The sequence below is a fragment of the Mogibacterium kristiansenii genome (genome assembly GCF_009695905.1).
In the GTDB taxonomy this organism is placed as follows: domain Bacteria; phylum Bacillota; class Clostridia; order Peptostreptococcales; family Anaerovoracaceae; genus Mogibacterium_A; species Mogibacterium_A kristiansenii.
In genome coordinates this window covers 138,022-150,554 of record NZ_VUNA01000004.1, presented here as the reverse complement: position 1 = coordinate 150,554, position 12,533 = coordinate 138,022, and the positions used below count along the sequence as shown (strand labels likewise).

The window sequence follows — 12,533 nt, the reverse complement described above, 5'->3', positions numbered from 1 at the left end:
GCTCCTCGTCATCAACCATATCGCACTTGTTCAGGAATACGATGATGTAAGGTACGCCTACCTGTCTGGACAGAAGAATGTGCTCTCTTGTCTGAGGCATCGGACCATCAGTTGCAGCTACTACCAGGATAGCACCATCCATCTGAGCAGCTCCGGTGATCATGTTCTTTACGTAGTCGGCGTGTCCCGGGCAGTCTACGTGAGCGTAGTGTCTGTTCGGAGTCTCGTACTCTACGTGTGCGGAAGAAATCGTGATTCCTCTTGCCTTTTCTTCCGGCGCCTTATCGATTTCGTCGAATGCTACGTCAGCACCCAGACCGTATCTTGCGTGCAGTGTCTTAGTGATTGCTGCAGTCAGAGTGGTCTTACCGTGGTCAACGTGGCCAATTGTACCGATATTAATATGCGGTTTGGTTCTCTCATATTTCTGCTTAGCCATATCTTTCCTCCTAATATGGTAAAAATAATTTTTTTATACTACTTCGTTACCTTTTCCAGCAGGCTCTCCGGGAGCTTGTCGAAATGGTCGAACTGCATTACATAGGTACCTCTGCCCTGTGTCTTGGAACGCAGGTCGGTAGCGTAACCGAACATCTCGGACAGCGGAACGAATCCACGTACGATTGCGGCACCGCCTCTGATGTCAGATCCTTCGATTCTTCCTCTTCTGGAACTGATATCACCGATGATGTCACCCATGTTGTTCTCCGGAACGGTTACCTCAACCTTGAAAATCGGCTCCAGAAGAACCGGTGCTGCCTTCTTGCAGGCATCCTTGAATCCCATGGTTGCTGCAATCTTGAAGGCCATCTCAGAAGAGTCGACTTCGTGGTAAGAACCGTCATACAGCTCGATACCGATGTCTACCATCTGATAGCCTGCAACCGGACCGGTTTCCATTGCGCTGACGAATCCTTCCTCGATCTTCGGGATGTATTCCTTCGGAATCGCACCACCCACGATGGAGTTCTTGAATTCGAATCCGGAACCGGCTTCTCTCGGATACATCTTGAAACGAACGTGTCCGTACTGTCCGGAACCACCGGTCTGTTTCTTGTGCTTGTAATCCTCGTCCACTTCCTTGGTGATGGTCTCCTTGTAGGATACCTGAGGCTTACCAACGTTTGCTTCTACCTTGAACTCTCTCAGCAGTCTGTCGACGATGATTTCCAGGTGAAGCTCACCCATGCCGGCGATGATGGTCTGACCGGTATCGGCGTTGGTGTAGGTCTTGAAGGTTGGGTCTTCTTCTGCCAGCTTTGCCAGAGCAATACCCATCTTTTCCTGACCTGCCTTGGTCTTCGGCTCAATGGCGATCTCGATTACCGGATCCGGGAATTCCATGGATTCCAGAATGATCGGATGATCCTCGTCACACAGAGTATCACCGGTGGTGGTCTGCTTCAGACCAACAGCGGCAGCCAGGTCACCGGAGTATACCATCTCGATTTCCTGTCTGTGGTTCGCATGCATCTGCATGATACGGCCGATTCTCTCCTTCTTGCCCTTGGTTGCGTTGTATACGTAGGAACCTGCCTTCAGAGTTCCGGAGTATACACGGAAGAATGCCAGCTTACCAACAAACGGGTCAGCAATAATCTTGAATGCAAGTGCGGCAAACGGAGCCTTATCGCTGGAGTGTCTTTCATCCTCTTCTCCGGTATCCGGGTCAATACCCTTGATAGCCGGAATGTCCAGTGGGGATGGCATGTAATCTACGATACCGTCCAGCATCATCTGAATACCCTTGTTCTTGTATGCAGATCCGCAGAACATCGGGAACATCTCGCCCTTCAGTGTCTCTTTACGGATTGTGGTCTTGATCTCGTCGATGGTGATTTCTTCACCCTCAAGATACTTCATCATGAGTTCCTCGTCGCACTCTGCAACAGACTCAACCAGCTTATCGTGCCATACCTGAGCCTCTTCCAGCATGTCTTCCGGAATATCTACGATATCAAATTCGGTTCCAAGAACGTCTCTGTCATATACCTCTGCCTTCATGGTGATCAGGTCGATGATACCTACGAACTGGTTCTCTGCACCGATTGGCATCTGAACCGGAACGGCATTCGCTCTTAATCTATCATGAATTGTGTCGAGAACGTGGAAGAAATCCGCACCCAGAACGTCCATCTTGTTAACGAAGATCATTCTCGGTACGTTATACTTCTCAGCCTGTCTCCAAACTGTTTCTGACTGAGGCTCTACACCCTCTTTCGCACTGAGTACCATTACCGCACCGTCCAGCACACGAAGAGATCTCTCTACCTCAACGGTAAAGTCCACGTGTCCCGGGGTGTCGATAATATTGATACGAGTGTCTTTCCACTGAGCGGTAGTAGCCGCAGAGGTGATGGTAATACCACGTTCCTGCTCCTGGGCCATGTAGTCCATGGTAGCTGCACCATCGTGTGTTTCACCGATCTTGTGCGTTTTTCCTGTGTAAAACAGAATACGTTCTGTCGTTGTGGTCTTACCGGCATCGATATGAGCCATGATACCAACGTTTCTTGTTTTCTCCAAAGAAAATTCTCTTGGCATTCTATCTCCTCTCTATAATACTCGTTTTCTCTTTCTGTTTCTTTCAGATTACCATCTGAAGTGTGCAAACGCCTTGTTTGCCTCAGCCATCTTATGCGTATCTTCCTTCTTCTTTACAGACGCACCTGTATTGTTGGACGCATCGATGAGCTCTTTTGCCAGTCTCTCTGCCATGGTCTTCTCTCCTCTGTTTCTTGTGTACAGAGTGAGCCAACGCAGAGCCAGAGTCTGACGTCTTTCTGGTCTTACTTCAATCGGAACCTGGTAGTTCGCACCACCGATTCTTCTTGCTTTAACTTCCAGTTTCGGCATGATGTTGTTCATTGCCTCTTCAAATACTTCCAGTGGTTCATTGCCGGTAGCTTCCTGAATCTGGTCGAAAGCATCATATACGATGCTCTGAGCAACGCCCTTCTTACCATCCAGCATGATGCTGTTGATGAGCTTTGCAACTACGACACTACCGTATACTGGATCTGGAAGTACATCTCTCTTTGGTGTGTTACCTTTTCTTGGCACTTCTCTTCCCTCCTTGTTACCACGGGGTACTCGACCGAACTTCTAACGCCGGCCGCGGCGCCTTAATATATTACAATATTAAGACAATATCCCGAATCAACTACTTCTTCTTAGGTCTCTTTGCTCCATACTTGGAACGCGCCTGACCACGGTCGGATACGCCAGCTGTATCCAGGGTACCTCTTACGATGTGATATCTAACACCCGGGAGGTCCTTAACTCTTCCGCCTCTGATCAGAACAACGGAGTGCTCCTGCAGATTGTGGCCGATACCCGGAATGTAAGCGGTAACTTCGATTCCGTTAGTCAAACGAACTCTTGCAACTTTTCTCAGAGCTGAATTTGGCTTCTTAGGAGTAACAGTCTTAACCGCTACGCACACGCCTCTCTTCTGTGGTGAGTTAACGTTGGTAAGACTCTTCTTCAGTGTGTTCATGTTCTTACCGAGCGCAGGTGCATTAGACTTCTTTACCGAGCTGGTTCTACCCTGACGAACTAATTGGTTAATAGTAGGCATTATTGTCTCCTTTCCTCTAGAATTTATGCCACCGCAGCGATAGGCTGCAGCATTTATCGTAAATCAAACTGAAAGACCTGGTGCGCCAGGTCTTTCAGTGATAACGAACATTGATGATTATATCAGCAATGCTGATATTTTGTCAATGCTAAATTATTAATTTGCGAGACTTTCCAGATCCTCATTTAAACCTTCCATCTTCCCACTCTTGTCGGAAACGGTTTCGGAAGCATTTCCTTCTTCGTTTTCTTCGTAGGAGCTTCTCATTAAAGGTTCGTTTTCTCCGTAGTCTACCTCGATGTTACGATACTGTTTCATGCCGGTACCTGCCGGAATGAGCTTTCCGATCATAACGTTCTCCTTCAGACCTCTCAGGTGGTCGGTCTTTCCCTTTACCGCTGCATCGGTCAGGACACGTGTGGTCTCCTGGAAGGATGCCGCAGACAGGAAGGAGTTGGTTGCCAGCGCTGCCTTAGTGATACCCAGCAGCTGACGTTCTGCCGTTGCCGGTTCTCCGTCTTTCTCTGCCGCAGCCTCGTTGGCCTTCTCCAGTTCGAAGCGGCTGTACATTCCGCCCGGCAGCAAGTCGGTGTCACCGGACTTCTCAATCTTGTACTTGGACAGCATCTGGCTTACGATAACTTCGATGTGCTTATCGTTGATATCTACACCCTGCTGTCTGTATACTCTCTGTACCTCGGACAGAAGATATTCGTATACTCCGGATACCCCCAGAATTCTCATGATATCCTTCGGATCCAGCGGTCCCTTGGTGAGCTGGTGACCGGCATGGACTTCATCGCCCTCGCTAACCAGCAAACGTGCACCGTATGGGATGATGTATTCTCGATTTCCGCCTTCCTCGCGAACGATGACCTCAGTCTTGTTGTCATCTCGGAGCGCGATGCTTTCCACTACGCCGTCTGCCTCACAGATTTCCGCAAGACCCTTTGGCTTTCTAGCTTCGAACAGCTCCTCGACTCTCGGAAGACCCTGCGTGATATCGCTTCCTGCGACACCACCGGTATGGAACGTTCTCATGGTCAGCTGAGTACCCGGTTCTCCGATGGACTGTGCGGCGATAATACCAACTGCTTCACCCGGAAGTACCCGAGTTCCCGTTGCCAAGTTTCTGCCGTAGCACTTTACGCAGACACCTCTCTCCGCACGGCAGGTCATTACGGAACGGATCTTGACGGTTTCGATACCGATTGCTTCGATATGCTCTGCCATCGCATCGGAAATCTCGTCATTTCTTTTTACCAGAACTTCACCGGTCGTCGGATCTGCGATATCCTCCGCCGCGAAGCGTCCTGCAATACGCTGGTTCAGCGGCTCGATGACGTCCTTGCCATCCTTGAATGCCTGAACCTCTACGCCTTCGGTAGAACCGCAATCCCAGTCGTTTACGATAACGCTGTGGGAAATATCTACCAGACGACGGGTCAGGTATCCGGAATCGGCCGTACGCAACGCAGTATCCGTCAGACCCTTACGCGCACCGTTGGATGAAATGAAGTACTCCAGTATGGACAGACCTTCACGGAAGTTGGACTTGATTGGAATCTCTACCGTATGTCCGGCAGCGTTGGCCATCAGTCCACGCATTCCGCCGACCTGACTGATCTGGCTCTTGTTACCTCTGGCTCCGGAGTTGGCCATGATGAACAGGTTGTTCAAGGATCCCAAGGATTCCATCAGGGCGTCCGCTACCTTTCCGGTTGCCTCTCTCCATACGCTGATAACACGGTCATATCTCTCACGGTCGGACATCAGTCCACGTCTGTAGTAGGTTTCGAATTTATCTACGTCACGCTCTGCTGCAGCAACGATTTCTGCCTTCTCTTCCGGAATTTCCATGTCGGAGATGGAAATGGTTACTGCACCGATGGTGGAGTAGTGATAGCCAATGCTCTTCACGTAGTCCAGCATCAGAACGGTCTCTGTATTTCCGTGCTTCTTGAAGCATTTGTCGATAATCGTACCCAGCTGTTTCTTTCCACACAGGAAGTCTACTTCCAGTGAATACGGATCCTTCTCACGGTCGACAAAACCCATATCCTGCGGCAGGCCCTGGTTGAAGATGAATCGGCCAACGGTGGATTCTACCAGCTTGCCCGGATCTTCCGGATATGCTTTCATCCGTACCTTGACCTTCGCATGAATGCCAATGGTGCCGTTTTGATATGCCATCATCATCTCGTCCATATCCGTGAAGCACTTTCCGTCGCCCTTCTCGTTGTCCAGGTTTCTCTCTTCGGTACCCGGGTGAGTCAGGTAATAGCTTCCCAGAATCATATCCTGTGTCGGGATGGTAATTGGAGAACCATCCTTTGGTGCCAGGATGTTGTTCACGGACAGCATCAGGAATCGGGCTTCTGCCTGAGCTTCTACGGACAGCGGTACGTGAACCGCCATCTGGTCTCCGTCGAAGTCGGCGTTGAACGCGGTACAAACCAGCGGGTGCAGCTTAATGGCTTTACCTTCTACCAGTACCGGCTCGAATGCCTGAATTCCCAGTCTGTGCAGTGTCGGGGCACGGTTCAGAAGAACCGGATGATCCTTGATCACGTAGTCCAGGACATCCCAGACTTCCGGCTTCATCTTCTCTACCATGGTCTTTGCGCTCTTGATGTTGTGTGCCTTCTCCTGTGCCACCAGTTCCTTCATGATGAACGGCTTGAACAGTTCCAGCGCCATGGTCTTTGGCAGACCGCATTGATAGAACTTCAGTCCCGGGCCGACAACGATTACGGAACGGCCGGAATAGTCAACACGCTTGCCCAGCAGGTTCTGACGGAAACGTCCCTGCTTACCCTTGAGCATATCCGACAGAGATTTCAGCGCTCTTCCGGCAACGCCTGTTACCGGTCTACCTCTTCTGCCGTTGTCAATCAGAGAGTCTACAGATTCCTGCAGCATTCTCTTCTCGTTTCGAACGATAATGTCCGGGGCACCCAGCTCCAACAGCTTCTTCAGTCTGTTGTTTCTGTTGATTACCCGGCGGTACAGGTCGTTCAGGTCGGAAGTTGCGAAACGTCCGCCTTCCAACTGTACCATCGGACGGAGGTCCGGCGGAATTACCGGAACAACGTCCAGAATCATCCACTCCGGTCTATTGCCGGACTGTTTGAAGGCCTCGATAACTTCCAGTCTTTTCACCAGACGAATCCGCTTCTGACCGGACGCCTTCGTGAGCTGTTCCCGAAGCTCCTCGGCCAGCTCATCTACGTCGATATCCATCAGCAGCTGCTTGATTGCCTCCGCACCCATTGCTGCCTTAAAATTCTTGCCGTAGATTTCTCTTGCCTCATTGTACTGGGTTTCCTCGATAATCTGCTTGTATTCAAACGGAGTATCTCCCGGATCCGTTACGATATAGGAAGCAAAGTAGAGCACTCTCTCCAGATTCTTCGGGGTAATGTCCAGAACCAGACCGATTCTGGACGGGATTCCCTTGAAGTACCAGATGTGGGACACCGGCGCAACCAGCTCGATATGTCCCATTCTCTCTCTACGAACCTTGGATTTTGTAACCTCAACGCCGCAGCTCGGACAAATCTGTCCTTTGAAACGGATTTTGTTGAACTTACCGCAGCTGCAGGTCCAGTCCTTGGTCGGTCCAAAAATTCTTTCGCAGAACAGTCCGTCTCTTTCCGGCTTCAGGGTTCTGTAGTTGATGGTCTCCGGCTTGGTAACCTCGCCGTAAGACCATTCCTTCATTTTCTCTGTGGATGCCAGTTTGATCTGCAGGGATTCAAAATTTCTAAGTTCGTAATTATTCTCGTTATTCATATTTCCTCCCTTACCTCTTAAACCTCGTAACCGGCCTCGTCATCATTTCCGAGAAGACTGCTGATGTCGCTGTTATCCGACATGTCATCGTCATCCTCGAACGAGTCGTCTGCCTCTGCCTCGATTCCGGCAGCTGCCTGTGCTTCCGCTTCTGCCGCAAAAGCATCATCATCCATCTCTTCATCGTCCGGGTCCTGCAGGCCGAATGCGTCGTCCGATTCCTCTTCCATTCTCATTCTTTCCCACTTGCGCTCTTCCCGTTCGTGTTCTGCTTCCGACTTCCGGTCTGCCTGCTTCAGCATGCTGTCTACCGTTGCCGGATCATCGTATTCAGATGTATTCTTCAGCTTGATTTCCTTATTGTCACCGGTCATCGCGCGAACATCCAGTGCCAGAGCCTGGAGCTCCTTAATCAATACCTTGAAGGATTCCGGAATTCCCGGTTCCGGAATGTTCTCGCCCTTGACGATCGCTTCGTAGGTCTTTACACGACCGATGATATCATCGGACTTCACGGTGAGGATTTCCTGCAATGTGTAAGCGGCACCGTATGCTTCCAGTGCCCATACTTCCATCTCTCCGAAACGCTGTCCGCCGAACTGAGCTTTACCGCCCAATGGCTGCTGTGTTACCAGAGAGTACGGACCCGTACTTCTCGCATGGATCTTATCATCTACCAGATGGTGCAGCTTCAGCATGTACATGTAGCCCACCGTTATGTTGTGGTCGAAGTATTCACCGGTACGTCCGTCTCTCAGCGGCAGCTTACCGGTCTTGGAATATCCGCATTCGTCCAGCAGCTGAACGACATCGCTCTCGTGTGCACCGTCGAATACAGGTGTCGCGATATACCAACCCTTGGTCTTTGCAGCCAGTCCCAGGTGAACTTCCAATACCTGTCCGACGTTCATTCGGGAAGGTACGCCCAACGGATTCAGCATGACCTGCAGGGTCTCGCCATCATCCTTGAACGGCATATCCTCTTCCGGCAAAATCCGGGAGATGACACCCTTGTTACCGTGACGTCCGGACATCTTATCGCCCACGTTAATCTTTCTTTTTGTCGCAATGTAGACACGTACCACCTTGTTTACACCCGGCGGCAGCTCGCTGTCTCCGTTCTCTCTGCTGAATACCTGCACGTCTACGACGATACCGGCTTCACCGTGAGGAACTCTCAGCGATGTATCTCTTACTTCTTTGGATTTCTCTCCAAAAATAGCACGGAGCATCCGAACTTCTGCGGTGAGATCGGTTTCGCTCTTCGGCGTCAGTTTTCCCACCAGAATGTCGGAGGATTTTACGCTGGCACCTACGCGAATGATACCTTCTTCATCCAGCTCCTTCAGCATATCTTCGCTGACGTTCGGGATATCCCGGGTGATTTCTTCCGCACCCAGCTTGGTCTCTCTCGCTTCGCACTCGTATTTCTCAATATGGATCGAGGTGAGCACATCATCCATGAGCAGGCGCTCGTTCAGGATAATCGCATCCTCGTAGTTGTAACCTTCCCAGGTCATGTATCCAATCAACAGGTTCTTGCCCAGAGAAATCTCACCCAGATTGGTGGACGGACCGTCGGCGATTACCTCGCCGGCTTCGATGTGTTCTCCAAAGGAAACAATCGGTCTCTGATTAATGCAGGTACCCTGGTTGGAACGCTTGAACTTCAGCAGCTTGTAGTTGTCTACGCCGTTATCCTCGTCCCGGCGAATCCGGATGGTCTTCGCATCCACGAATTCAACCGTTCCGGTGTTTTTAGCCAGAACAACTGCGCCGGAGTCACAAGCGGCCTTGTACTCGATACCGGTTCCGACATACGGAGCCTGAGTCACAAGCAGCGGAACTGCCTGACGCTGCATGTTACAACCCATCAGTGCACGGTTCGCATCGTCGTTTTCCAGGAACGGAATCATTGCAGTGGATACGGACACTACCTGCTTCGGTGATACGTCCATGTAGTCCACTTCGCCCCGCATCGCCATGGTTACTTCACCCTTGACGCCTCGAACGGCAACCTTCTTGTTCAGGAATCTTCCGTCTTCATCCAACGGTTCGTTGGCCTGAGCCACAACCATCAGTTCCTCATCGTCTGCGGACAGATATTCCACTGTCTTGGTAACGATGCCGGTTTCTTTATCTACCTTACGATACGGTGTTTCGATAAAACCATATTCGTTAATGATTGCATAAGTCGTCAGGGAACCAATCAAGCCGATGTTCGGACCTTCCGGAGTCTCGATTGGGCACATTCTTCCGTAGTGAGAATAATGTACGTCTCGAACTTCCATTCCGGCTCTTTCTCTGGACAGACCACCCGGTCCCAGTGCGGAAAGTCTTCTCTTATGAGTCAGCTCTGCCAGCGGGTTGTTCTGGTCCATGAACTGAGACAGCTGAGAACTTCCGAAGAACTCTCTTACCGCTGCGGTTACCGGACGGATGTTAATCAGCTGCTGCGGTGTAGCATTTTCGTTGGTCATGCGTTCCCGTACAGAACGTTCCATTCTGGAGAATCCGATACGGAACTGGTTCTGAAGCAATTCACCCACGGTCTTCAGACGACGGTTGCCCAGGTGGTCGATATCGTCCACTTCACCCAGTCCGTAGTTCAAGTTCAGCAGGTAGCTGATGGATGCGATGATGTCCGCAAGGATGATATGCTTCGGAGAAAGCTCGTGCTTCCGGCTGGCAATTGCCGCCTTCAGATCATCCTCGGTCTCCGCATTGTCAATGATATCCTTCAGCACCGGATAGTAAACCAGCTCAGACAGCTTGTACGGTGCCAGGTCGATGTCCACGTATCCGGTCGGATCCACGAACTGGTTTCCGATAACCTTAGCGACAGAATCATCATTCTCGTTCTTGCTGCGGATCAGTGCGCTCAGTACACCGGCATTCTCGATTTCATATGCCTTTGCACGGGAAATAAATCCATCCTTTTCCACCAGGATTTCTCCGGTGTTTGGATCGATGATATCCTCTGCCGCATAGGAGTTCACCAGTCTGTTGTGAATTCCCAGCTTCTTGTTGTATTTATATCTTCCGACTTTCGCCAAATCGTAGCGTCTCGCATCGAAGAGAAGGGAGTTCAGCATGGAACGCGCATTCTCAACGGTTGGCGGATCTCCCGGTCTTAATCTTCTATATATTTCCTTCACGCCTTCATCGCTGTTCTTGGTGTTATCCTTCTCCAGCGTACGAATCAGTCTGTCGTCATCGCCAAAGGTGTCCAGAATATCCTGGTTGGAATCCAGACCCAATGCTCTCAGGAAGGCGGTAATCGGTAATTTTCTTGTTCGGTCTACTCTTACATATATGATGCCAGCAGAATCCGTTTCATACTCCAACCATGCACCACGGTTCGGAATAATCGTAGAAGAGAACAGATTCTGATTGGACTTGTCCACTAATACTTCAAAATACGGTCCCGGAGAACGAACCAGCTGTGTGACGATGGCTCTCTCTGCACCGTTGTAGATGAATGTGCCCTTTTCTGTCATCAGAGGAAACTCGCCCATGAAGACATCCTGCTCTTTAATCTCACCGGTCTCGCGGTTAATCAGCCGTACCTTTACCGTAAGAGATGTTGCATACGTGGTCTCCCGTTCTTTACATTCTTCCTGACTATATTTGGTTTCTTCGGAAAAATGGTAGTCGGCGAACTCGAGACTGAGGGTATTCGTTGTATCCCGGATTGGGGAAACGTCCTCCAGAACCTCTGACAGACCTTCTTCCACAAACCATTTATAGGACTGTGTCTGCACGTCAATGAGGTTCGGCATCTCGCAAACTTCATTGATCTTGGCAAAGGTCATGCGTTCTTTCCTACCAACTTTTACAGGTCTTGGCATGTTATCACTCCTTATTGTTCAAGAAAAAATCGATTCTATTGCAACTAACAAGTATATGGCACAATTGCATAGAACTTGTGTGAATTTTGAGTGTTTTCAGTGATTTTTTTCTCGCTCACTTCGGGTCTCAATACCCCCAGGCGAGATAGATATATGCAAACAACAATATGGGCCCTGAGACAATCAGGGCCCAATTTCTGACTTCGTATCTGAACTACTTCAGCTCAACTACTGCGCCAACTTCTTCCAGAGCAGCCTTGAGTGCATCTGCTTCAGCCTTCTCAACGTTTTCCTTAACGTTAGCCGGAGCACCGTCAACCAGAGCCTTTGCTTCCTTCAGGCCAAGACCGGTAGCTTCTCTTACAGCCTTGATAACCTTAATCTTGTTGTCGCCAACTTCCTTCAGAACAACAGTGAATTCAGTCTGTTCTTCTTCAGCAGCAGCACCACCGGCAGCTCCCGGAGCAGCTACAACAGCAGCAGCAGCGGATACGCCAAATTCTTCTTCACAAGCCTTAACGAGTTCGTTGATTTCGAGAATGCTCATTTCCTTCAGAGCCTCGATGATCTGATCCTTATCCATTATAAGTTCTCCTTTTCTGATTTTTATGAGTGTTGGTTAGGCCGCAATGGCCCGCTTTATAAAATTACGATTTCGATTAAGCTTCCGCAGCTTCCTCGTCCTTGTCAGCAATTGCCTTGAAGGTTCTAACAAGCTGAGACAGAGGGGACTGGATGCTTCCCATGAAACGAGCGATGAGCTCTTCTCTGGACGGAATTTCAGCCAGCGCTTCTACCTGCTTTGCGTCATATACCTGACCCTCTACTACAGCGCCCTTGAACGCCATCTTCTTGTACTGCTTGATGGACTTGTTCAGGATTCTTGCACCTGCAGTTGCGTCTTCGTTGCTGAATGCGAATGCGCTGGAACCCTTTAGGGCTTCGCCCAGAGATTCGTACGGTGTTCCTTCGATGGCACGCTTTACAAGAGTGTTCTTGTAAACGGTGAAGCCAACGCCGCCTTCTCTGAGGTTCTTTCTCATCTCATCGGCTTCTGCTACAGTCAGTCCGAGATAATCTACAACAACAACAGACTGAGCCTGTTCAAAACGTTCTTTGATTTCGTCAATTACTACCTGTTTTGCTTTTTTTGCTTCTACAGACATTTGTTCTCCTTTCCTGACCGCCGGGCGGTCATAGTTTTGTTCCGAATGTCACACACGGTACAAAATACCCCGCTATGGAGACAGCGGGGTTCAATTTATATTGTACCTCGGCGGGAAATTAAGCTTTCGCACCCGCTGTCT

Annotated in this window: 8 protein-coding genes and 1 other annotated feature (1 of these 9 running past the window's edge); all 8 genes read right to left on the bottom strand. The window is 50.0% G+C overall.

Annotated features, from left to right (window positions below; genetic code table 11):
- A partial coding sequence (locus FYJ65_RS03385) for a GTP-binding protein (RefSeq protein WP_154553942.1) occupies nt 1-439 on the bottom strand: 439 nt, incomplete at its 3' end.
- 38 nt (nt 440-477) lie between these two features.
- Nucleotides 478-2,544 carry an elongation factor G gene (gene fusA / locus FYJ65_RS03380; protein ID WP_154553941.1) on the bottom strand — a complete coding sequence of 689 codons (2,067 nt, stop codon included), beginning with the start codon at nt 2,542-2,544 and terminating at the stop codon, nt 478-480.
- Nucleotides 2,545-2,592: 48 nt separating this feature from the next.
- Entirely contained in the window at nt 2,593-3,063 is a 471-nt protein-coding gene (gene rpsG / locus FYJ65_RS03375; protein WP_277672116.1) for a 30S ribosomal protein S7, read from the bottom strand.
- Nucleotides 3,064-3,163: 100 nt separating this feature from the next.
- On the bottom strand, nt 3,164-3,580 hold the full coding sequence (gene rpsL / locus FYJ65_RS03370) for a 30S ribosomal protein S12 (RefSeq protein ID WP_154553940.1): 417 nt from the start codon (nt 3,578-3,580) through the stop codon (nt 3,164-3,166).
- Nucleotides 3,581-3,736: 156 nt separating this feature from the next.
- The gene (gene rpoC, locus FYJ65_RS03365) at nt 3,737-7,375 is read right to left on the bottom strand and encodes a DNA-directed RNA polymerase subunit beta' (RefSeq protein ID WP_154553939.1); all 3,639 of its coding nucleotides are present in this window, start codon (nt 7,373-7,375) and stop codon (nt 3,737-3,739) included.
- A gap of 17 nt (nt 7,376-7,392) precedes the next feature.
- Complete coding sequence (gene rpoB, locus FYJ65_RS03360; protein ID WP_154553938.1) at nt 7,393-11,226, bottom strand: DNA-directed RNA polymerase subunit beta; 3,834 nt, start codon at nt 11,224-11,226, stop codon at nt 7,393-7,395.
- Nucleotides 11,227-11,440: 214 nt separating this feature from the next.
- On the bottom strand, nt 11,441-11,809 hold the full coding sequence (gene rplL, locus FYJ65_RS03355; protein ID WP_154553937.1) for a 50S ribosomal protein L7/L12: 369 nt from the start codon (nt 11,807-11,809) through the stop codon (nt 11,441-11,443).
- A 76-nt stretch (nt 11,810-11,885) separates the two neighbouring features.
- Entirely contained in the window at nt 11,886-12,392 is a 507-nt protein-coding gene (gene rplJ, locus FYJ65_RS03350) for a 50S ribosomal protein L10 (RefSeq protein WP_154553936.1), read from the bottom strand.
- A gap of 51 nt (nt 12,393-12,443) precedes the next feature.
- Nucleotides 12,444-12,533, bottom strand: a sequence feature (ribosomal protein L10 leader region); it runs 22 nt beyond the window's last position.

What these genes read in the sequence shown, in the direction of transcription:
- fusA (WP_154553941.1), bottom strand. Translation starts at nt 2,544, where the DNA reads ATGCCAAGAGAATTTTCTTTGGAGAAAACAAGAAACGTTGGTATCATG.
- rpsL (WP_154553940.1), bottom strand. Translation starts at nt 3,580, where the DNA reads ATGCCTACTATTAACCAATTAGTTCGTCAGGGTAGAACCAGCTCGGTA.
- rpoC (WP_154553939.1), bottom strand. Translation starts at nt 7,375, where the DNA reads ATGAATAACGAGAATAATTACGAACTTAGAAATTTTGAATCCCTGCAG.
- rplJ (WP_154553936.1), bottom strand. Translation starts at nt 12,392, where the DNA reads ATGTCTGTAGAAGCAAAAAAAGCAAAACAGGTAGTAATTGACGAAATC.
- rpoB (WP_154553938.1), bottom strand. Translation starts at nt 11,226, where the DNA reads ATGCCAAGACCTGTAAAAGTTGGTAGGAAAGAACGCATGACCTTTGCC.
- rplL (WP_154553937.1), bottom strand. Translation starts at nt 11,809, where the DNA reads ATGGATAAGGATCAGATCATCGAGGCTCTGAAGGAAATGAGCATTCTC.